Source organism: Amycolatopsis sp. CA-161197 (assembly GCF_050942255.1).
Taxonomy (GTDB): domain Bacteria; phylum Actinomycetota; class Actinomycetes; order Mycobacteriales; family Pseudonocardiaceae; genus Amycolatopsis.
The window spans coordinates 9,456,956-9,477,338 of sequence record NZ_CP192059.1 but is presented as its reverse complement, the minus strand read 5'-3'; the positions used below and the strand labels follow the sequence as shown (position 1 = coordinate 9,477,338).

Sequence of the window (20,383 nt, the reverse complement as noted above, 5' to 3'; positions counted from 1 at the left end):
CGCGTGAACACGTGGCTACCTGTGGAACGTACAGGCGCCGCCGGCCCGTGCCAACGTGAGAGGGACCTGCATGTCCGACGCGACGAATGCGGGGCAGTCCGGCGGCGAAACCGCGACGCTGCGCCTGCCGAGTGGCGAGCACGAATTCAAGGTCGTCCAGCCGGTGGAGGGCGCACCCGGGATCGAGCTGGGGAAGCTGCTCGCGCAGACGGGGTACATCACTTACGACCCCGGGTTCGTGAACACCGGTGCCGCGTCGTCGGCCATCACCTACATCGACGGTGATGCGGGCATCCTGCGCTACCGCGGATACCCGATCGAGCAGCTCGCCGAGAAGTCCAGCTTCATCGAGGTGTCCTACCTGCTCATCTACGGTGAGCTGCCCACCGAGGCCCAGCTCGCCGACTTCACCGAGAAGATCCAGCGGCACACGCTGCTGCACGAAGACCTGAAGGCCTTCTTCTCGGGCTTCCCGCGCGACGCGCACCCGATGCCCGTGCTGTCGAGCGCGGTCTCGGCGCTGTCGACCTTCTACCAGGACTCGCTGAACCCGTTCGACGAGCCCAACGTGGAGCTGTCCACCATCCGCCTGCTCGCGAAGGTGCCGACCCTGGCTGCCTACGCGTACAAGAAGTCCGTGGGCCAGCCGCTGCTGTACCCGGACAACTCGCTGGGCCTGGTGGAGAACTTCCTGCGGATGACCTTCGGCTTCCCCGCGGAGCCGTACGAGGTGGACCCGGCCGTCGCCAAGGCGCTCGACCTGCTGTTCATCCTGCACGCCGACCACGAGCAGAACTGCTCGACGTCGACGGTGCGTCTGGTCGGCTCGTCGGAGGCGAACCTGTTCGCCAGCATCTCGGCGGGCATCAACGCCCTGTTCGGCCCGCTCCACGGCGGTGCCAACGCGGCCGTTCTCGACATGCTCGAGGGCATTCGCGACGAGGGCGGCGACGTCGCCTCGTTCGTGAACCGCGTGAAGAACAAGGAAAAGGGTGTCAAGCTCATGGGCTTCGGGCACCGGGTCTACAAGAACTACGACCCGCGCGCGAAGATCATCAAGAACACCGCCGACGAGATCCTCGGCAAGATCGCGGGCGGCGACCAGCTGCTCGACATCGCCAAGAAGCTCGAGGAGACGGCGCTTTCCGACGACTACTTCGTCGAGCGCAAGCTGTACCCGAACGTGGACTTCTACACCGGCCTGATCTACCGGGCGCTCGGGTTCCCGACGAAGTTCTTCACCGTGCTGTTCGCGCTCGGCCGGCTCCCCGGCTGGATCGCGCACTGGCGCGAGATGATCAACGACCCGCAGACCAAGATCGGGCGCCCGCGCCAGATCTACACCGGTCACGCGTCGCGCGACTACAAGTCGATCTCGGAGCGCTGAGTTCCCGCTCTGAATTGTTCTGAACGCCCCGCCGTGCAGCCGCACGGCGGGGCGTTTAGCGTTGGTGGGTATGACGAGCGTGCTGTGGTTCCGGCGAGACCTGCGGCTCGGCGACCACGCGGCGCTGCTGGCGGCCGCGGAGGCCGGCGAGCCGGTGCTGGCGATGTACGTGCTCGACGAGAAGCTGCTGAAGCCTTCGGGCGCGCCGCGGCGGGCGTTTCTGTTGGGGTGTCTGGAATCGCTGGACGCCGCACTGGACGGCCGGCTGATGGTGGTCCACGGCGATCCGGTGACCGAAGTCGTGCGGGTGGCGCGGTCGGTGGACGCGTCGGCGGTGCACGTGAGCGCCGACTTCGGGCCGTATGGCCGCCGTCGTGATGACGCCGTGGCGAAAGCCTTGGCAGAGCACGACATTTCGTGGGTCGTCACCGGGTCGCCGTACGCGGTGGCGCCGGGGCGGGTGACCAAACCGGACGGCGATCCGTACCGGGTGTTCACGCCGTTCCACCGCGCGTGGACGCGACACGGCTGGCGGCGGCCGGCGGACACGGGTGCGTCCCTTGTGGACTGGGTTTCGCCTTCCGGGTCGCGGAAGCTCCCCGCGCTTCCGGACCTCGGCGATATGGCTTTGCCTGCGCCGGGTGAAACGGCGGCACTCTCGGCTTGGCACGATTTCCTGGACTCGGGTGTGCGGTCCTACGCCACCGACCGCGACCGTCCCGACCGGGCCGGCACCACGCGAATGTCGCCGTACCTGCGCTGGGGTGCCATCCACCCGCGCACGATGCTCGCAGACTTGGCGGGTGACTCCGGCGACGGCGCCCAGGCGTTGCGCTCGGAGCTGTGCTGGCGCGAGTTCCACGCGGACGTTCTGTGGCACCGCCCGGAAACCGCCCGGGAGAACTACGACTCGCGCTTCGACCGCATGGACCACGACTCCGATTCGGCCGCGTTCGACGCGTGGTGCGCCGGCCGCACCGGCTACCCGATCGTCGACGCCGGCATGCGTCAGCTCCTCGCGGAAGGCTGGATGCACAACCGCGTCCGGATGGTCGTGGCGAGTTTCCTCGTGAAGGACCTGCACCTGCCGTGGTGGTGGGGCGCCCGGCATTTCATGCGGCACCTCGTGGACGGTGACCTCGCCTCCAACCAGCTGAACTGGCAGTGGGTCGCGGGCTCGGGCACCGATGCCGCGCCCTACTTCCGTGTCTTCAACCCGACCACGCAGGGGGAGAAGTTCGATCCGGACGGCGACTACGTGCGCCGTTATGTGCCGGAACTCCGTGACGTGGCGGGGAAAGCGGTGCACAAGCTCAAGGAGCGGCCGTCGGGTTATCCGGCGCCGTTGGTGGATCACGCGCACGAACGCCAGGTCGCGTTGCAACGATACGGAGCGATCACCGGGTCCTGAGTTGACGGCCCGAACCTCCGGGGCCGGGCCGTCCGTGGCCTCAGAGACCGCCGATGGCGAGCGCGAGCTTCTGCACGATCTCGGGCTGGCCGTCGAAGTCCTTGTCCGTGGTGTTGATCGAGTAGACCGCGCGGCGCTGCAGGTCGCGGGTGGCCCAGATGCCGTTGGTGTAGCCGTAGCGGCTACCGGTCTTGCCCCAGACGGTGACGCCGTTGACGGTCGAGGTCATCAGGCCCTGGCTGTAGATCGCGGGGTCGTCGGTGCCGAAGGTGGTCACGTTCGGCACCGTGAACATGCGCTGCAGCACCGGTTTCGGCACGAGCCGGCCCTGGAAGAGGGCGATCAGGAACTTGTCGAGATCGGCGGTCGTGGAGATCATCTCGCCCGCGGCCCACGGGATCGACTGGTTCATGCGGGTCAGGTCCACGAGCTGCCCGTTCACGACCTGGTAGCCGTGGGCGTACGGCGCGGGCAGGTTCGGGTCGTTGCCGGGCACGGACGTGTCGCGCAGGCCGAGCGGGCGCAGGACGCGGTCGCGCACCTCGTCGCCGTACGACCGGTGGGTGAGCTTCTCGATCAGCAGCCCGGCGACGAGGTAGTTGGTGTTCGTGTACTGCTGGCTCGTGCCGGGTGCGAACACCAGGTCGTGCTGGAACGCCGTGGCCAGCACCTGCTGCGGGGTGAAAACGGTGTAGCGGTGGTCGACGATCCACTGTGGATCCTCGGGCAGGTCGACGCCGGGCAGGCCGCTGGTGTGGTTGAGCAGCTGCGCGACGGTGATCCGCGGGTAGTTCGCGGGCAGCAGGCCCGGCAGGTAGCGCTGCACCGGCGCGTCGAGGTCGAGGCGGTGCTCGGCCGCGAGCTGGAGCACGACGACGGCGGTGAACGTCTTGGTGATGCTGCCGATGCGGAAGTGCGCGTTCGCCGGGACGGGTGCCCCGGTGGTCAGGTCGGCGGTCCCGGACACGCCGCTCCACGCACCGGCCGAGCCACGGACCTGCACGAGCGCGCCCGTGGCCTGGGCGTTGGGCAGGCCCGCGATGGCGCCCGCCAGCGAGGCCGGGTTCATCGGCGGCAGCGTGTTCTTCGAGGGCACAGCGGAGCCCGAGTACGACGTGGGCTCGGCGAGCGCGGCGGGGGTCACGGCGGCGGTGAGCAGGAGGGCGGCGCTCGCGGCCGCGGCGATGCGGATCAGCGGGTTTCTCTTCATGACAGCGAGTCTTTCGACTTGCGAAGGACCTGCCATCGGGGAGAAACCCGGGCTCGGCTACCTAAGGGTCAGCCCCGCAGAGCTTGGAGAAGCTTCACCCGGCTGCCGACTCGCAGCACCCCGTTGCGGTAGATCCGCGCCCCGACCCACGTCACGAGCGCGATCAGTGCCGCGGTCAGCACCAGCGACAGCACGATCTCCCACGGCGCGGCCGAACCCGTGGCGATGCGCGCCGGCATCAGCACCGGTGACAGCAGCGGGATGAGCGAGAGGATCTTGGTCGCCGCGCCGTCGGGCGACTGCGTGAGGAGGTTGATGCCCGCGACGAACCCGATGACCAGCGCGATGTTCACCGGCGCCACCACCGACTGCGTGTCCTCCAGGCGCGAGACGAGCGAGCCGGCCGCGCCGTAGATCATGGCGTAGAGCAGGAAACCGAGCAGGTACCAGACGACACCCCACACCACGGCGCCGACGGCGATGCCCGAGATCGACCCCAGCACGCCGGTGCCCAGCGCGGCGAGGAGCCCGACCACGGCGAGGATCCCGAGCTGCGCCAGCCCGACGAGCCCGAGCCCGATCACCTTGCCCAGCAACAGGTGCCACGGCCGCACAGCGGACAGCAGGATCTCCACGACCCGGCTCGACTTCTCCTCGACGACGCCCTGCGCCACGAGCATTCCGTAGGTGATGATGCTCAGGTACAGCAACACCGCCACGACGACGCCGACCACGAGCTTCTGCCCGGCCCGCGGATCGCGGTTCTCCAGCGGCAGCACGTCGACGTGGGCCGCGGACACGGCCTGGTGCACCGCGACCGGGTCGAGGTGTGCGGCCGAGAGCTGCGCGTCGAGCACTTGCTGCTGCACGATCCCGTCGAGCGTGTGCTGCAAAGTTGGGTCCACAGTGGACTTCACGGTGACTCGAAGCCGCGAGGCGCTTCCGGACACGAGCGCGTCGACGTCACCGCTGCGCACCTGCGCGAGCCCGTCCGCTTCGGACGCGACGGTGACCACCTCGATCGTCTCCCCACCGGCCTTGCCGGCGAGCTGCAGCTGCTGTGCGATCCCTTGCGCTTGACCCGTGAGCGCGACCTTCGTCGTGGTGCCGGACCCGATGAGAAACGCCTGCAGCGCCACATACCCGACAAGCAGCAGCAACAACACCGCCGTGCTGACCACGAACGCGCGGGTGCGCAGCCGGGTGTTGACCTCGCGTTTCGCCACGAGCCGCACGGCCCGCGCGGCGCTGATGCGGCTCACGCCGGGCCCCGCTGGGCGACGGCGTCGCGGAACAGCTCCGTGAGCGAACGCCGCTGCCGGCTGAACTCCGTGACCGGCCCGGTGGCCAGCGCGGCGGCGAGCACGGCCTGGTCGTCGGCGCTCGAAGCCAGCTCCAGCACCGTCGTGGCGCCGGAAGACTCGACCACGCGCGCGCCGGGCACCGTCGACGCCCAGCCGGGCCGCGCGCCCGGCGCCGTGACGACGAGCCGGCTGCCGGCCCCGCGTGTGAGGTCCTCGACCGTGCCGACGGCGACCATGCGCCCGTCGCGGATGATGCCGACGCGGTCGCACAGGCGCTCGACCAGGTCGAGCTGGTGGCTGGAGAACACCACGGGCACGCCGGTGGCCGCCTTCTCGCGCAGCACCACGCTCATCACGTCGACGGCGATCGGGTCGAGGCCGGAGAACGGCTCGTCGAGCACCAGCACGTCGGGATCGTGCACGAGCGCGGCCGCGAGCTGCACGCGCTGCTGGTTGCCGAGGCTGAGCTTCTGCACCTCGTCCTTGCGGCGCTCGCCCAGCCCCAGCCGCGCGAGCCACAGCTCGGTGGCGCGGTGGGCGTCGTTGGTGCTCAGGCCGTGGAGCTCCGCGAGGAACACGAGCTGGTCGAGCACCTTCATCTTCGGGTACAAACCGCGCTCCTCGGGCATGTACCCGATGCGCGTGCGGGTTTCGTGGGTCACCGGCTCGCCCGCGAAGCGGACCTGGCCGGAGTCGGCGGCGAGCACGCCGAGCGCGATGCGCATGGTGGTGGTCTTGCCGGCGCCGTTGCTGCCGACGAAGCCGAACAGCTCACCCGGCCGCACGTCGAACGTCACGCCGTCGAGGGCGACCTTGCGGCCGTAGCGCTTGGAGATCGCGTCGATCTCGAGTGCTCCTCCGGGCAAAACCGCCCCCTCTCCGAGCACCTGTGTGGACAGTGGTGAGTCCCGCGCCGCCAACTCTAGCGAACGGCGCGGGCCCTCTCCCGCTGTTCAGGACAGTCCGGCCAGGGCCTTCTCCACGAGCTCCGCCACGCGGGCGCGGGCGGCCTCGGCCTCGGCGGGCACGAGCGACAGGCGGGTGCGGCGTTCGAGCACGTCTTCGACGTCCAAGGCGCCTTCGTGACGGACGGCCCAGACGACCTCCGCCGCGGTGATCTGCGTGCCGTCGAAAAGCGGAGCGGCGAACGCCCGGTCGACCTCGCCCAGGGCGGCGACGCGGGGAGCTTCCGTGCCGTACTTGGCGACCAGGCGGGCCGGAGCGTCCACAAGGGACAGTCTTGCGCGCGGGGCCGCGCCGAGCAACGGCAGCCGCGCGGTGCGCGACGGACCGGCGTGCAGGCCCGAGTGCGCCAGTGCCGCGTCGACGGCGTCCTCGGCCATGCGGCGGTAGGTGGTGAGCTTGCCGCCGACCACGGTGAGCACGCCGTCGGTGCCGGTGACCACGGCGTGTTTGCGCGAGAGGTCGGCGCTGCTGCCTGCGGAACCGGCGACCAGGGGACGCAGGCCGGCGTAGGAGCCGATCACGTCGGCGCGGGTCAGCGGCCGGGCGAGCACCGAGGACGCCACGGACAGCAGGAAGTCCACATCGGACTCCGGAACCTCGGGCACCGGCGGGATCTCACCCTCGATGGGCTCGTCGGTGAGTCCCAAGTAGACGCGGCCGTCGACCTGCGGCAGCAGGAAGACGAACCGGTTGCTTTCCCCGGGCACGGCGACGTTCACCGACGTCCCGCCCACCGAGGCGGCGCCCGAGGCGAGGACCAGGTGCGAACCGCGCGACGGCCGCAGCCGCACGGCGTCGGTGAGCGTGCCCGCCCAGACGCCGGTCGCGTTGACGACCTGGCGCGCGTGGAGGTCGTACTCCGCCGAGCCTTCGCGCACGCGTACGCCGGTGCCCGAAAGCGACACGGCCTCCAGGTGCGTGAGGATCCGGGCGCCCAGCAGCGCGGCCGTGCGGGCGAGGTTCACGACCAGGCGCGCGTCGTCGACCAGGGCGCCGTCGTAGGCGAGCAGGGCACCGCGCAGGCCGGCGGGGGCGAGGCCCGGCGCCAGCGCGACGGCCTCGGCCACCGGGATCTGCCGGGGTCGCGGCAGCACCGACGACGGCGTGCGGGCGGCTCGCCGCAGCGCGTCACCCGCGCGCAGACCGGTGGCGATCACGGTCTGCTGCGCGCGGGAAGTGCTGGGGTACAAGGGGAACAGCTGCGGCATGGCGCGCGTGAGGTGCGGCGCGGTCCGCGTCATCAGGATCCCGCGCTCGACGGCGCTCTCGTGCGCGAGTCCGAACTCGCCCTTCGCGAGGTAGCGCAGGCCGCCGTGCACGAGCTTGCTCGACCAGCGGGAGGTGCCGAACGCCAGGTCGTGGGCCTCGATCAGCGCGACCGACAGCCCGCGAGCCGCCGCGTCGAGCGCGATGCCCGCGCCGGTGACGCCGCCGCCGACGACTATGACGTCGACTCGCTCACCGTTCGTGAGCCGGTCGAGCTCACGTTCGCGGCGGCGTGCGTTGAGTGAACCCGTACTCATGGCTTGAGCGCTGCGTCGACGAGGTACCGGAACTCGTCGAGCAACGCCTGCTCGTCGAGGTCCGCGGTGGCGGGCCGCAGGGAGAACGCGAAGGACTGCACGACCAGCATGATCGAGCGCGCCTGCGCGGTGACCTCGGCCTTGCGCACGGAACCGTCGCGGTGCCCGGCCTCCAGCAGCGAGCGCAGCACCTGTTCGGCGAAGATCTGCGTGGCCCCGAGCCGCTCCACGATGTAGGGCAGCACGAGCTCCGGGTCGACGTCCAGCAGCGTGCGGAACAGGGGGTCGGCCGCCAAAGCGCTGACGCCGGCCGCCGCGATGAGCACGAGGCGCTCACGAGTGCTGGTCGCGTCGTCGCCCGCGTGGCTGGCGTGTTTGAGCAGGCCGCTGAACTCGCGCGTCATCAGCGCGGCGAGCACACTGCGCACGTCGGGGAACCGGCGGTACACGGTCATGCGGCTCACGCGCGCGGTGCGCGCGATCTCGGCGAGCGTGGTGCGCCGGACGCCGACCGCGAGCACGCACTCGCGCGCGGCGTCGAGCAGCACGTCGTCGGCAACGCGCGCCGAAGTCTGCCGGCTGCGGGCCCCCGCGAGGGCCGAGGGAGTCTCCCCCGGTGGGGAGTGACGTTTGACGTCCATATGTCACACTGTAGTCGTGAGTGATCTCATAAACCACCGCATCCGGCAGTCGTGGACCGGCGACGGCGCTGGCGCCGCCTCGCTGCCCGATCGGGCGGTCCGGTGGCTCGGCCAGCGTATCGGCCCGGTGGGTGCTGATCGAGGGCGAAAGCCGGATTCCGTCCCGAACCTGACCGGTTCGGTCCTTCCCGGCCAGGCCCGCGAGGACCTCGCGGCCGTGGTCGGCGCGGAGAACGTGCTGGTCGACGCCGGCTCGCGGCTCGAGCGCGCGGGTGGTCTGTCCTATCTGGACCTGCTGCACCGTCGACTTGGCGACTCGGTGCCCGCGCCCGACGCCGTGGTGCTGCCCGCTTCGCCCGAGCAGGTGCAGACCGTGCTCGAGGTCTGTGTGCGCCACGACGTGGGGGTCGTGCCGTTCGGCGGAGGCACGTCGGTGGTCGGCGGCGTCGCGGCGCTGCGCGGCGACAAGGCGGCGGTGATCGCGCTCGACCTGGTGCGGCTCGACGCGCTGGTGTCGGTGGACGAGCAGTCGCATCTCGCCGTGCTGCAGGCCGGCGTGCGCGGGCCCGAGGCCGAGCGGCTGCTGGGTGAGCACGGGTTCACGCTGGGCCACGTGCCGCAGTCGTTCGAGCGCGCGACCATCGGCGGCTTCGCGGCGACGCGCTCGGCCGGGCAGGTGTCGGCGGGCTACGGCCGCTTCGAGGACATGGTCGCCGGCGTCCGCGTGGCGACGCCGCAGGGCGAGTGGCGGCTCGGGGTCGCGCCCGCGTCGGCGGCGGGGCCGGACCTGCGGCAGCTCGCGGTGGGCAGCGAGGGCGCACTCGGCGTGATCACCGAGGTCGCGGTGCGCGTGCGGCCGGTGCCCGACTCGCGCCGGTACGAGGGCTGGGTGGTCGACGGCTGGGAGCGTGGTTCCGAGGCCATGCGCGCCCTCGCCCAGAACCACGCGACCGCCGACGTCACGCGTCTGTCCGATGTGGACGAGACGGCGGTGTCGTTCGCGCTGAACGCCGGCCTGAAGACTTCCGCACTGCGGGCGTACCTGGCCGCTCGGGGTGTGAAGCACCCGTGTCTGCTGATCGTCGGCTGGGAACGCGACGTCCAGGCCCGCCGCCGGCGCACGGCACGGTTCCTTCGCCGCGCGGGCGCCGTGCGGATCGGCACGGCGCTCGGCGAGTCGTGGCGCCACGGCCGCTTCTCGGGCCCGCGCCAGCGCGACGCGTTGATGGACCTGGGGGTGTGTGTCGAGACCCTGGAGACCGCCGCGTACTGGTCCCGGCTCGACGACCTGCACGACGCCGTCCGCGCGGCCCTGGTCGCCTCGCTCGGCCGCGCCATCGTGATGTGCCACGTCTCGCACGTCTACGAGACCGGCGCGTCGCTCTACTTCACCGTCCTGACCTCCCGCGACGACACCGACCCGGTCGGCCAGTGGCAGCGCGCCAAGCATGCCGCCTCGGAGGCGATCGTCGGTCTCGGCACGATCACGCACCACCACGCCGTGGGCGTCGACCACGCGCCTTACCTGGAGCCGGAGATCGGCGCGCTGGGGCTGTCCGTGCTGCGCGCCGCGAAATCCGCGGTCGACCCGACGGGGATCCTGAACCCGGGAAAACTGCTCGGCTGAGCCGGCTCGACCGGCCATGGAGCTCGCGTGGCCGGCGTCGACGTGAGCCCCCGCCTGGCGGACCCGGCACGGGACGAGCGGCTTTCCCGCGAGCCGACGGGGTTCCGCACCGTCCGGGCGATCCCGACCCGCGGCTCGGCTGGAGCACAACCCCCGTTTGCCGAGAGTGAAAACAATCCCGTGCACTTCGTCGCCGAGATGCGACACCCACGCATCGTGGTATGGCCACGTGTGCATGTTCCGTGATTAGCTGCCCCGGCAAAGCAATGGTGCAGGGAAGGGTGAGCGCATGCCGTACGAGGTCCAGGGGATCGTGTCCCGCGCGAAGGGCGAGCCGGTGGCGCTCGAGACCGTGGTGGTGCCGGACCCGGGTCCGGGCGAGGCGGTCGTGTCGGTGCAGGCCTGCGGGGTCTGCCACACCGACCTGCACTACCGCGAGGGCGGGATCAACGACGACTTCCCGTTCCTGCTCGGCCACGAGGCCGCGGGCCGGGTCGACAAGGTCGGCGCCGGGGTCACGGACATCGCGCCCGGCGACTACGTGATCCTCAACTGGCGCGCCGTCTGCGGCACGTGCCGGGCGTGCAAGCGCGGCAAGCCGTGGTACTGCTTCTCCACGTTCAACGCCGAGCAGCCGATGACGCTCACCGACGGCACGAAGCTGTCGCCCGCGCTGGGCATCGGGGCGTTCCTCGAGAAGACGCTCGTCCACAGTGGACAGTGCACGAAGGTGGACGAGCGAGCCGAACCCGCGGTGGCAGGCCTGCTCGGCTGCGGCGTGATGGCGGGCCTCGGCGCGGCCATCAACACCGGCGCGGTGACGCGCGGTGACTCCGTGGCCGTGATCGGCTGCGGCGGCGTGGGCGACGCGGCCATCGCGGGCGCTCAGCTGGCCGGCGCGACCACGATCATCGCCATCGACACCGACGACCGGAAGCTCGAATGGGCCAAGGGCTTCGGCGCCACGCACACCGTGAACAGCAAGGGCCTCAGCCAGGACGCGGTGGTGGCGGCCATGCAGGACGCCACGCACTCGTTCGGCCCCGACGTGGTCATCGACGCCGTCGGCCGGCCCGAGACGTGGAAGCAGGCGTTCTACGGCCGTGACCTCGCGGGCACCGTCGTGCTGGTCGGCGTGCCGACGCCGGACATGCGCCTCAACGACCTGCCCCTCATCGACTTCTTCGGCCGCGGAGGCTCGCTGAAGTCCTCCTGGTACGGCGACTGCCTGCCCTCGCGCGACTTCCCCATGCTCGTCGACCTGTACCTGCAGGGCCGGCTGCCGCTGGACAAGTTCGTGACCGAGCGCATCGGCGTCGGCGACGTGGAGCAGGCGTTCGAGCGCATGCACCACGGCGACGTCCTCCGCAGCGTGGTGGAGTTCTGAGGCTTTTCACCGACGCCGACTACCCGGCCGTCCCCTACCCCGGGGCACGGCCGGGTACGTCGTTCGTCCACGTCGACGGCGCCGGTTATCCCCTTTCGTCCGCGCCGGCCGGCTGGCGCGACCGCCTGCCCGTCTTGGCGTACGGCTCCAACGCGTGCCCGTCGAAGATCACCTGGCTGCGTGACGAGCTCGGCCTGACCGGTCCTGTCGTGGCCGTCCGTGTGCGGTGCACCGGGCTGGCCGCGGTGTGGGCCTCCGGGCTACGCAAGGTCGACGACCAGCGCCCCGCCACCCTCACCGCACTGCCGGGCGCCGAGCACCACTTCCTGTGGTTCGTCACGCCGGAGCAACGCGCGGTCCTCGACGTCTGCGAAGGCCGCGGCACCCGCTACCACCTCGCCCACCTGGACGGCTACTCCGTCGAGACCTCCGACGGCGCGCGCGTCGAGGGTGTCCACGCCTACGTCGGCGCGTCGGCCGTCCGCTACCCGCTCCTCGTCGACGGCCACCCGGTCCGCGTCGCCGACGTCCCCCAGGCCGAGGCCGCCCTGCTCCTCGGCGAGCCCGCGGGCGAGCACGGCCTGAAGTGCACGGTGGTGGAACCGGAGCAGATCTTCAGCTGAGCAGCTTGCGCCGTTCGATCCGCCCGGGTCCCGCCGTCGGTGTCTGCGCGGCTCAGGCCGGCGTCACGATGTAGACCACTCCGCCCGGCCCACCGGCCACGCTGCCGTCCGCCGTGTAGCGCTTCGTGCGCTGCCAGATCTTCTCGAACTGGTCGCGCTTGTACACGTTGCGCACGCGGGCGTCGGTGCTGGAGGCTGGGTCGTTGACGATCACGTCGCCGGCCTGGGTGAAGCCGACGACGACCATGATGTGGCCGGACGTGCCGTAGCCGGCGCCGTCGAGCTCGTCGGAGAGGAAGGACTGCGAGGTGATCACGGGGATGCCGCGGGCGATGTAGTCCTCGAGCTCGTTGAGGTCGTGCAGGCGCGTGATGTGACCGCGCAGGCCGAGTGAAGCGGCGTACGCGGTGTTGAACGGCCAGTTGCCGGTGCCGTCGTAGGCGTAGTCGTAGGTGTTTCGCGCGGCGTAGACGACGGACGGGTCGAGGTAGTCCGACGGGATCCAGCTCATCTGCTGCGCGGTCGGCTTCTTGCCCCAGTACTCGGCGACCATTTCGGTGGACGTCGGGCTGCACCAGGCCTCGCCGCCGCCACCGTACTGCGGGAACTGTCCTTTGTGGATGTTCTGCGCGTACGCCGGCACCTTCAGCTCGATGCCCCGCGCGCGGCCCGGCTTGGTGGTCGCCACGTCGAAGCGGTCCGGGACGTTCGAGGTCACGGCGCCGAGCGTGGACACCGTCGGGGTCACCCGCGTGCCCGCCTCGCGGTAGAGGCTCACGCGCAGCTGGTACGAGCGCAGCGTGACCCCCGTCTTCGTCGCCAGCGTGTCGACGTCCACCGACGCGTTGTCGTCACTCTGGCCGTCGACGCTCCTGCGCTGGATGTCGGCGTCGCCGCTGGCCCAGCGGCCCATCACGTACCAGGTCGTCTCCACGCCCGCCGACGTGCGGCCCTTCGCCTCGACCTCCAGCCACGTCTTCGCCGGCGTCAGCGCGTTCCACGACGCGATGAGCTGCGTCGCGTCGAACCCCTGCCGGAACAGCGGCGACGTCCACGAGCCGTACTCGTAGGTCTTCGTCGTGCCCAGCCCCGGCTCGGAGTGCTCGACGGTGCCCGCGGGCCGCGTGATGCGCAGACCGTCGCGCCCCAGCCCCAGCCCGTCGAGGCGGCCCGCGGCGAACGCCCCGCCGGACCACTCGTGGTAGTTGATCGCCTCGTCGTTCGCCGGACGCACCGGCGCCGCGTCGGCGACCTGCGTCGCTCCTGCCGTCACCATGGCGATGGACAATAGCGTGATCAAGCTCCGCACCCGCATGCCGTGCTCCGTCCCCGAGACCCCAGTCGTAGCGAGAGATTTTCGCCGGTCGAGGCGGGTTCGTAAAGAGCCGACCAGAGCAAGGCGGCGAAATCGGTGGTGGTTGCCGGAACAATGAGCGCGTGCTCAACGCCTTGACCGAGCTGTGGTCACCCGCGCCGGCCACCGCCGTCGACTGGCTGCGCGAGCTTTCCGGCGAAGACGGCCTGACCGGATTCATGCCGCCCGCGATGCCGGACGCCGCCTGGGTGCTCAACGCCCTCTACGAGCACGAGCGAGGCCCGGCGGACCTCACCTACCACGAACACCACCAGGCGCAGATCGCCGAAGGCGTCGTCGAACCGCACATGATCGGCGACTTCGACCTCGACGCCGTCTCGGTGACCATGGGCGGTGGGCTGGGCCGCGCGGAGCACCCGGGGCCCGGCCGGCGGCGGCTGCGCTGGGCGGAACTCGCCGAACGTGTCGGTGATCCGATCGTGCCGGACGGGCTGCTGCCCTGTTTCCGGTGCTTCCCCTCGGCCACGAAGGACGACAGCTGGCCCCTCGACATCATTCCGCCCACCGAGGGTGCCCTGGATCGCGAGACCTGGACCCGGCTGATCGGCCTCCTCGTCGAACACAGTGGTCCCGACACCCCGTGCGTTGCCTTCTTCGGCCCGGCAACTCGGCGGTTCGAGGACTACGAAACCGTCCGGGTCCTCACCGGACGCCTCGGCGATGCCGCGGTCCTCTACGACGACCCCGAGACCTGTTTCAGCCCGTCCAACGTCTGGGCCGCGGACCACTCGTGGTGCTTTTGCACCGACTACGACCTGTGGGGCACCAAGGTCGCCGGCTCACCGGAGCTGATCGGGACACTCCTCAACGACACCGAGCTCGAAGCCGTCCGGCTCCCGTGGGCGGCCTAGAGCACCGCCTGCGTCTGGGTCACCTTCGCGACCAGTTTCCCCTCGTCGTCGTGGATTTCGGTTTCCACGACGATCACGCGGCGGCCCGCGTGCAGTGGCCGGGATGACGCGACCGCGTGCCCCGCGCGGACCCCACGCAGAAAGTTGGTCTTCGACTCCAGTGTGGTGGTGCCCGAAGCGCCCGGTGGCAGGTTGAGGAACGCGCACACCGCGCCCGTCGAGTCGGCCAGGGACATGAGGACGCCGCCGTGGAGGGAGCCGCCGAGGGTGCACAGGGCGGCGTCCCACGCGAGGCGGGCGCGGACGAGGTCCGGGGCCTGCGAGAGTGCCTCGATGCCCAGCCGCTCGGCGAACGGCATGGTCTGGAACAGCTCGGTCATGCCGAACACCTAACCGCAGCCGGGCGCACAGCGTCGATTACCCGCGAAGTAATCAGCCGAGCGGGTTGGTGAGCAGCAGCTCCGTGTTGTGGTCGCCGTCCGCGCCGACGCGGCCCAGGTCCACGTGGATGTCGTTGTACGAAAGCTCGCGGTAGAGCGAAGCCAGGGCGGAAGGCGTGCGCGCGGAGTAGTCCACGGAGTAGGGCGCGGCAGCTTCGATGAGGGTGGTGAAGATCGACAGAGTGCCGTCGCCGTTGTCGGCCAGCTCGAGGATGCGCGCGTGCTGCGGGAAGTCGACGTGGGAGGCGGTGTTGATCTCCCAGAAGCTCTGCGCGGGCGTCTTGCCGACGTGCGGGGTGATCTTGTTGAGGTGCGTGTGGCCGTTGACCCACGCCACCACGTTCGGGAAGCGGTTGAGCAGCCCCACGAACGCGTCGCCGTTCAGGCGCGGCTCCAGCAGGTGGCGCGAGTCGGGCAGGAGGTTGCCCATGGTGTCGCTCGTGTGGTGGCTGAACAGCACGAACAGCTCGTCGGTCACCGACTGCTTGACCTTGCGGCCGAAGAAGTCGTAGTACGTCGAACAGTTGCGCTTGAGCGTCGACTCCACCCAGTTGAACTGGCCGAGCCCGATCGAGCCGTCGGCGAAACCGCCCAGCGTCGTGGTGTCGAGGCTGATGCCGGTGACGCCCGGGGCGATGCGGAACGTGTAGTAGACGTCGCGCCCGTCGGCGTTGTTCTCCGAAAAGCCGTGGCCCACCGGGCCGGGGCCGGTGTTGCCGGACTCCAGGTGCGCGGTCACGAACTCCGCCGTGGTGAACGGCCGCCGGCGCGCGTCGGGCGTGACCTCGCGGATCGTGCCGGTGCCGCCGAACAGCTCGGTCAGCGGCACGCTCTTGCCGCCGTTGATGGCCGCCCCGAGCTTCTTCGCGGTGCTCTCGTCCTTGCCGATCACCTTGTACCGGCTCGTGTACCAGGCCTCGATGCCCGGGATGCCTTCCGGCAGGGTGCCGACCACGCTGTCGTCGTGGTTGCCGAACGTGCAGAACCACGGCACGTCCAGTCCCGGCGCGGTGAACGGCGCGATCCCCGCTTCGAGCAGGCCCGGCAGCTGCGGGAAGCCCTTCTTCGAGTAGTCGTCGTCGAGCGGGGTCGACGGGTTCCAGAACGCGTCGTTGCCCGACGCCTGCACCCCCTCGTACCGGCTGGGGTCACCGGAGTTCGGGGTGATCGCGCCGCCGTTGAGGCTGGTCAGGAACCAGTCGAGCTCCAGCAGCTCGTGGTTGTCGGTGTTGTCGCCGGTGGTCACGAGGAAGTCGAACGGCCGGCCGGTGAACGGTCCCTGCGCGACGCTGTTCACCCGCTGCACCAGCGCGCTCGTCGCGGCCGTGCCGAGGGCTTCCTGCGGCCGGTGCGCCGAGCTGACGTACGGGTGCAGGTACTCGAACCGCGCCGGCGACTCGGTGTCGGTGATGTGCAGGTCGGTGAACTGCACGAACGCGCCCAGCGCCGTCCGGCGGTCGTCGCGGCCGTCCTTCGGGGCGGCGAGTTCGCCGCGGACGACGAGCGGCCAGCCGGGGCCGCCGGTGAGGCGCGAGTACGTGGCCGTGCCGGGGGAGACGGCGGTGGCGACCTGCTCCAGGGTGGTGCCGGTGGTGCTGACGGTGCGCGAGGCCGTGCGCTTGAGCGCCCGGTCCAGCGCGTTGGCGGTCGGGGTGCACAGCAGCAACCCCACGCCTGCGGCACCTGCCGCGGTGAACGTCCGCCTGGTCAGCTGGGCCATCTTCGCTCCCCGGTGTCGGCTGCCCAGCACGCTGCCGGACGGTGGTGGACCTCCGGTGAACGCAATATGAATCTCGCTCACATTCACCGTGACAGTGCGGCTGACACTGTCACATCCACCGGGGTTCGGCTACCCGACGAAGGTGTGGCTTCAGCAGTAGAACGCGCACGACGTGCTCGTCGCCGCGATCGCCACGAAGAACAGCACCAGGAAGATCACCGCCGGGATCGCGGCGATGATCCCGCACACGAGCCCGGCGATCCCTATGCCCTGACCCGTGTAACCGGGCTTCTGCGCCTGCACCATGCCGGCCCACGACAGCCCGATCGCCGTGAACGCCGCCACGACGTCCCAGAACGGCACCCAGAACGTGATCAGCGCGAGGATCCCGATGATCATCCCCGCGATCGCCATACCACTCGTCCGCAGCGGCACGTAGCCGGGGAACGGCCCATACGGCATTTGCTGCGGTCCCGAGTACGGCCCTGAATACGGCGCGGGATACGGCCCCGAAACAGGCGCGGAGTACGGCACGGGCAGCGGCGCCGAGGGCTGCTGCTGGGGCTGCTGGGGCGTCGGGTAACCGTCGGCGCCGTAGAACTGGCCCTCTTGGTGGGGCTGCTGCTGGTACGGATCGGTCATCGGGCGCTCCAGGTTCCGGACGTCGGGTACAAAGAGCTTATGGGGGATGGGGTGGTCGTCGGGGGCGGAATCGGCGGATTGACCACCGCGATCGGGTTGTCCCGGATCGGGTGGCCCGACCCGGTGCTCGGCCGCGCGGCTCAGCCCTTCAGCCCCGACTCCGTGACCCCGCGCACGAGGTAACGCTGCAGGAACGCGAACAGCAGCACGATCGGCAGGATCGACACCGCCGCGGCGAGGAAGAGCAGGTTCAGCTGCGGGTTCTGCGACGTCAGCAGCCCGGAGAGCGCCACCTGGACCGTCCAGGAGTCCGGCGACTGCGCGATGATCAGCGGCCACAGGAACGCGTTCCAGCTGCCGATCACCGAGATCACGGCGATCGCGGCGAAGAAGCCGCGCGAGTTCGGCACCACGATGCGCCGGAACACACCCCAGCGCGTGAGCCCGTCTACGCGGCCGGCTTCCTCCAGCTCACGCGGGAAGTCCAGGAAGTACTGGCGGAACAGGAACACGCTGAACGCGCTGAACAACCCCGGGATCACCAGGCCCCGCAGGTCCGAGAGCCAGCCCAGCGTGGACACCACGACGAAGCTCGGCACGAACGTGACCGACGTCGGGATCATCAGCGTCGCGAGCACCGCGTAGAACACGGTTTTCGAGTGCCGGTAAGGGATCCGCGCGAACCCGTAGCCGGCGAGCGAGCAGATCACCAGCAGCCCCACCGTCTGCAGCGTCGCCACGACCGCCGAGTTCAGCAGGCTCCGCGCGAACGGCACGTCCTCCAGCGAGAACAACCGCGAGAAGTTCTCCCAGTGCACCTGCCGGGGCCACAGCGTCCAGTTCGGCGCGGTGATCTCCGCGCGTGAGGCGAGCCCGTTGCGCAGCAGCAGGTAGAACGGCAGCAGGAACAGCACCGCCGCCACGATCAGCGCGGTCCAGCGCAGCACGGCCCGCACCACAGCGCCGTTCACGAGAGGGCACCGCGATCGAAGCGGAACAGCCGACCCTGCAGCAACGTCACGAGCGCGATGAGCAACGCCAGCAGCACCGCGCCCGCGCTGCCGCGGCCCAGGTCCTGGCCGCCCGAACCCAGCGACGTGTAGTACAGGTACACCAGCGGCGGCCGCGCGAACGGCGGATAACCGCGGGAGTCGCCCATGATGTTGTAGAACTCGTCGAACGCCTGGTACGCGTTGATCAGGTTCAGCAGCAGCACGGCCACGGACGTCGCTCGCAGCTGCGGCAGTGTGATGTGGCGGAACACCTGCCAGCCCGGCTTCGCGCCGTCGAGCCACGCCGCTTCGTAGAGCTGGCCCGGAATCCGTTGCAGCGCGGCGAGGAACAGGATCAGGTAGAAGCCCAGCTGCAGCCACAGCCGCGCGGTCACCAGCACGATCCAGTACAGCGGCGGGTCGACCGTGCCCGTCCACGCCACCGGGTCGGCGCCGAACAGGCCGAGCACGGTGTTCGCGAGCCCGTAGCGCACGCCGGAGAACAGCGACGTCTTCCAGATCAGCGAAGCCACCACGTACGAGCACGCGAACGGCAGGAAGAACACCGACCGGAAGAACGCGCGCGCGAACCTCAGCTGGTGCACGCCCACGGCGAGCGCGAGCGACAGCACGAACGTGAGCGGCACGATCACGACCGCGAACACACTGAACGTGCCCAGGCTGGCCAGGAACGGCCCGTCGGTGAGCATGTGCGCGTAGTTGTCCAGCCCGACGAACACACTCGGCGTCACGGTGTTGCGCGCGTCGAAGAAGGACAGGTACACGCTCCAGCCGATCGGCAGGTACGCGAAAACGGCCAGCCCGATCAGGAACGGGCCGACGAATCCCCAGAACGCCAGCGTGTCCCGGGTCCTCCGGGACAGCTTCATCCGAACAAGCGCTTCAGCTCGGACTGCGCGACCGTCACCGCCGCCTTGGTCTGCGCCACCGGGTCGGCGCCCTCCTTGGCGATCTTCGCGACGGCGTCGGACAACGCCGTGTTCGCCTGCTGGGTCCACACGGGACCGCCGACGAGGTGGCTGTTCTCCTTCACGAACCGCGCGACGTCGGCGGCCGGGCCCGAGCGCAGCGTGTCGGCCTTGTCGATGAGGCTCTGGCGCGCGGGCACGTGGAAGCCGAAACGCGTGGCGAACTCCAGCTGGTCGGCCGTCTGGTCGATCCAGAGCCACTTCACGAATGCCTTGGCCTCGGCCACGTGCTTGCTCTTCGCGTTGACCATCGCGCCGTACGCGCCCACCGGCACCGAAGGTGCGCCGCTGTTGTCCAGCTTGGGGAAGGGCAGCACGGCGAAGTCGTCGTTGAACGCGTCGCGGATCTTCGGCATGTTCCACAGCCCGGTCCACTGCATCGCGCACAGCCCGTCGATGAAGGCGCCCGGGTCGGACCAGTCGGTGGGCGCGCCGAGCAGCAGGGAGCTGTTGGCGTTCAGCGTGCGCAGCTTGCCCAACGCGGTGGCCGCGCGCGGGTCGTCGAAGCCGACCTCGCGGCCGCCGGGCTTGAGGTAGTCGAGCCCGGCCGACCACAGCAGCGGGCCGGTGAGCGTGGCGACGCCGCCGTCGTTCCCCGCGAACAGGCCTTTCACGCCGTCGCGCGAGAGCTTGCCGGCGGCGTCCACCAGCTCGTCGACGGTCTGCGGCGGCTGCACGCCCGCGGCCTGCAGCAGGCTCGGGCGGTAGAAGAGCACCTGGGTGTCGGTGGCCTGCGGGATGCCGTAGACCTTGCCCTCCACGGTCTGCGCGGCCAGCACGGCGGGGCTGAAGTCGTTCTTCACCGGGCCGATGAGGTCGTCGAGCGCCACGACCTGGTTCTGGCGCACCCAGTCGATCTTCACCTGGGCCTCGAACACGTCGGGCACGGCGCTGTTCTGCAGCGCGGTCACGATCTTCGAGTCGTAGTCGCCCGGGTTCCACTGCACCTTGACGGTCGCGCCCGGGTACGACGCCGCGTAGCCGCGCACGGCGTCCTGCACGCCGTCTTCGCCGTACGCGTGGTACCACTGCTGCAGCGTCACCTTCGCGGGTGCTTGCGAGGGCGGTGGTCCGGCCGACATCGCCGTGGACGGCGGCGGGTCGCCCGGGCGCCCGGTGTTCGAACCGCACGCGGCCGCGGCCGCGCCCACTGCCGCCGTTCCCGCCAGGGCGAGGAACGACCTCCTGCTGCGTGACTGCATCCCCGTACTTCCTCCGACGTGCTCCGACGCCTGTCTTGAGAGCGTCAGACTCCCTCAAGACAGGCGCCGGATGATCCGCGACTCGCCGGAGAA

The 20,383-nt window shown here is 70.4% G+C and carries 18 protein-coding genes; 6 read left to right on the top strand and 12 right to left on the bottom strand.

Annotated elements, in window-relative coordinates; all coding sequences use genetic code 11:
- Nucleotides 1-70: 70 nt before the first annotated feature.
- Together ACQPXB_RS44960 and ACQPXB_RS44955 are read left to right on the top strand one after the other, a co-directional pair.
- Nucleotides 71-1,387: a citrate synthase gene (locus ACQPXB_RS44960; protein WP_364180397.1), complete on the top strand. Its 1,317-nt coding sequence runs from the start codon at nucleotides 71-73 to the stop codon at nucleotides 1,385-1,387.
- Between the two features lie 70 nt (nucleotides 1,388-1,457).
- On the top strand, nucleotides 1,458-2,798 hold the full coding sequence (locus ACQPXB_RS44955; protein ID WP_432848090.1) for a cryptochrome/photolyase family protein: 1,341 nt from the start codon (nucleotides 1,458-1,460) through the stop codon (nucleotides 2,796-2,798).
- A 40-nt stretch (nucleotides 2,799-2,838) separates the two neighbouring features.
- Here the strand turns inward: ACQPXB_RS44955 and ACQPXB_RS44950 are convergent, their stop codons facing one another.
- The 5 genes from ACQPXB_RS44950 to ACQPXB_RS44930 form a co-directional block, all read right to left on the bottom strand.
- Entirely contained in the window at nucleotides 2,839-4,008 is a 1,170-nt protein-coding gene (locus ACQPXB_RS44950; RefSeq protein WP_432848089.1) for a serine hydrolase domain-containing protein, read from the bottom strand.
- A gap of 68 nt (nucleotides 4,009-4,076) precedes the next feature.
- Nucleotides 4,077-5,270 (bottom strand): ABC transporter permease, encoded by a 1,194-nt coding sequence (locus ACQPXB_RS44945; RefSeq protein WP_432848088.1) that lies wholly within the window; start codon nucleotides 5,268-5,270, stop codon nucleotides 4,077-4,079.
- A complete protein-coding gene (locus ACQPXB_RS44940; protein WP_432848086.1) occupies nucleotides 5,267-6,178 on the bottom strand; it encodes an ABC transporter ATP-binding protein in 912 nt (303 codons plus the stop codon). Before ACQPXB_RS44940 ends, ACQPXB_RS44945 begins: the two co-directional genes overlap by 4 nt.
- A gap of 87 nt (nucleotides 6,179-6,265) precedes the next feature.
- Entirely contained in the window at nucleotides 6,266-7,801 is a 1,536-nt protein-coding gene (locus ACQPXB_RS44935) for a glycerol-3-phosphate dehydrogenase/oxidase (RefSeq protein WP_432848084.1), read from the bottom strand.
- Nucleotides 7,798-8,442, bottom strand: a complete 645-nt coding sequence (locus ACQPXB_RS44930; protein ID WP_432848082.1) for a TetR/AcrR family transcriptional regulator — start codon at nucleotides 8,440-8,442, stop codon at nucleotides 7,798-7,800. Before ACQPXB_RS44930 ends, ACQPXB_RS44935 begins: the two co-directional genes overlap by 4 nt.
- A gap of 16 nt (nucleotides 8,443-8,458) precedes the next feature.
- Here ACQPXB_RS44930 and ACQPXB_RS44925 point away from each other — a divergent pair, with 16 nt between their 5' ends.
- From ACQPXB_RS44925 to ACQPXB_RS44915, 3 genes are all read left to right on the top strand, one after another.
- Nucleotides 8,459-10,069 carry an FAD-binding oxidoreductase gene (locus ACQPXB_RS44925; RefSeq protein WP_432848080.1) on the top strand — a complete coding sequence of 537 codons (1,611 nt, stop codon included), beginning with the start codon at nucleotides 8,459-8,461 and terminating at the stop codon, nucleotides 10,067-10,069.
- A 289-nt stretch (nucleotides 10,070-10,358) separates the two neighbouring features.
- Nucleotides 10,359-11,456, top strand: a complete 1,098-nt coding sequence (locus ACQPXB_RS44920) for an S-(hydroxymethyl)mycothiol dehydrogenase (RefSeq protein WP_285972164.1) — start codon at nucleotides 10,359-10,361, stop codon at nucleotides 11,454-11,456.
- On the top strand, nucleotides 11,453-12,079 hold the full coding sequence (locus ACQPXB_RS44915) for a gamma-glutamylcyclotransferase (RefSeq protein WP_432857084.1): 627 nt from the start codon (nucleotides 11,453-11,455) through the stop codon (nucleotides 12,077-12,079). The genes ACQPXB_RS44920 and ACQPXB_RS44915 overlap by 4 nt, the downstream gene beginning before the upstream one ends.
- 52 nt (nucleotides 12,080-12,131) lie before the next feature.
- Here ACQPXB_RS44915 and ACQPXB_RS44910 read toward each other — a convergent pair whose 3' ends face one another.
- Nucleotides 12,132-13,394: a peptidase C39 family protein gene (locus tag ACQPXB_RS44910; RefSeq protein WP_432848077.1), complete on the bottom strand. Its 1,263-nt coding sequence runs from the start codon at nucleotides 13,392-13,394 to the stop codon at nucleotides 12,132-12,134.
- Between the two features lie 122 nt (nucleotides 13,395-13,516).
- On the opposite strand from ACQPXB_RS44910, the gene ACQPXB_RS44905 reads away from it, so the two are divergent.
- On the top strand, nucleotides 13,517-14,305 hold the full coding sequence (locus ACQPXB_RS44905) for a hypothetical protein (protein ID WP_432848075.1): 789 nt from the start codon (nucleotides 13,517-13,519) through the stop codon (nucleotides 14,303-14,305).
- Here ACQPXB_RS44905 and ACQPXB_RS44900 read toward each other — a convergent pair.
- The 6 genes from ACQPXB_RS44900 to ACQPXB_RS44875 form a co-directional block, all read right to left on the bottom strand.
- Nucleotides 14,302-14,685 carry a PaaI family thioesterase gene (locus tag ACQPXB_RS44900; protein ID WP_432848074.1) on the bottom strand — a complete coding sequence of 128 codons (384 nt, stop codon included), beginning with the start codon at nucleotides 14,683-14,685 and terminating at the stop codon, nucleotides 14,302-14,304. The genes ACQPXB_RS44905 and ACQPXB_RS44900 overlap by 4 nt on opposite strands.
- A 52-nt stretch (nucleotides 14,686-14,737) precedes the next feature.
- Nucleotides 14,738-16,465 carry a TIGR03767 family metallophosphoesterase gene (locus ACQPXB_RS44895; RefSeq protein ID WP_432848073.1) on the bottom strand — a complete coding sequence of 576 codons (1,728 nt, stop codon included), beginning with the start codon at nucleotides 16,463-16,465 and terminating at the stop codon, nucleotides 14,738-14,740.
- Nucleotides 16,466-16,615: 150 nt separating this feature from the next.
- Nucleotides 16,616-17,107: a DUF4190 domain-containing protein gene (locus tag ACQPXB_RS44890; RefSeq protein WP_432848071.1), complete on the bottom strand. Its 492-nt coding sequence runs from the start codon at nucleotides 17,105-17,107 to the stop codon at nucleotides 16,616-16,618.
- 140 nt (nucleotides 17,108-17,247) lie between these two features.
- Nucleotides 17,248-18,030, bottom strand: a complete 783-nt coding sequence (locus ACQPXB_RS44885; protein WP_366584353.1) for a carbohydrate ABC transporter permease — start codon at nucleotides 18,028-18,030, stop codon at nucleotides 17,248-17,250.
- 44 nt (nucleotides 18,031-18,074) lie between these two features.
- Nucleotides 18,075-18,989, bottom strand: a complete 915-nt coding sequence (locus ACQPXB_RS44880) for a carbohydrate ABC transporter permease (RefSeq protein WP_366584258.1) — start codon at nucleotides 18,987-18,989, stop codon at nucleotides 18,075-18,077.
- Nucleotides 18,986-20,290 carry an ABC transporter substrate-binding protein gene (locus tag ACQPXB_RS44875; protein WP_432848069.1) on the bottom strand — a complete coding sequence of 435 codons (1,305 nt, stop codon included), beginning with the start codon at nucleotides 20,288-20,290 and terminating at the stop codon, nucleotides 18,986-18,988. The genes ACQPXB_RS44880 and ACQPXB_RS44875 overlap by 4 nt, the downstream gene beginning before the upstream one ends.
- Between the last annotated feature and the right edge of the window lie 93 nt (nucleotides 20,291-20,383).

Excerpts from the sequence above, each read along its gene's own strand:
- ACQPXB_RS44960 (WP_364180397.1), top strand. The coding sequence starts at position 71 with ATGTCCGACGCGACGAATGCGGGGCAGTCCGGCGGCGAAACCGCGACG.
- ACQPXB_RS44955 (WP_432848090.1), top strand. The coding sequence starts at position 1,458 with ATGACGAGCGTGCTGTGGTTCCGGCGAGACCTGCGGCTCGGCGACCAC.
- ACQPXB_RS44950 (WP_432848089.1), bottom strand. The coding sequence starts at position 4,008 with ATGAAGAGAAACCCGCTGATCCGCATCGCCGCGGCCGCGAGCGCCGCC.
- ACQPXB_RS44935 (WP_432848084.1), bottom strand. The coding sequence starts at position 7,801 with ATGAGTACGGGTTCACTCAACGCACGCCGCCGCGAACGTGAGCTCGAC.
- ACQPXB_RS44930 (WP_432848082.1), bottom strand. The coding sequence starts at position 8,442 with ATGGACGTCAAACGTCACTCCCCACCGGGGGAGACTCCCTCGGCCCTC.
- ACQPXB_RS44920 (WP_285972164.1), top strand. The coding sequence starts at position 10,359 with ATGCCGTACGAGGTCCAGGGGATCGTGTCCCGCGCGAAGGGCGAGCCG.
- ACQPXB_RS44910 (WP_432848077.1), bottom strand. The coding sequence starts at position 13,394 with ATGCGGGTGCGGAGCTTGATCACGCTATTGTCCATCGCCATGGTGACG.
- ACQPXB_RS44900 (WP_432848074.1), bottom strand. The coding sequence starts at position 14,685 with ATGACCGAGCTGTTCCAGACCATGCCGTTCGCCGAGCGGCTGGGCATC.
- ACQPXB_RS44895 (WP_432848073.1), bottom strand. The coding sequence starts at position 16,465 with ATGGCCCAGCTGACCAGGCGGACGTTCACCGCGGCAGGTGCCGCAGGC.
- ACQPXB_RS44890 (WP_432848071.1), bottom strand. The coding sequence starts at position 17,107 with ATGACCGATCCGTACCAGCAGCAGCCCCACCAAGAGGGCCAGTTCTAC.
- ACQPXB_RS44880 (WP_366584258.1), bottom strand. The coding sequence starts at position 18,989 with ATGAAGCTGTCCCGGAGGACCCGGGACACGCTGGCGTTCTGGGGATTC.
- ACQPXB_RS44875 (WP_432848069.1), bottom strand. The coding sequence starts at position 20,290 with ATGCAGTCACGCAGCAGGAGGTCGTTCCTCGCCCTGGCGGGAACGGCG.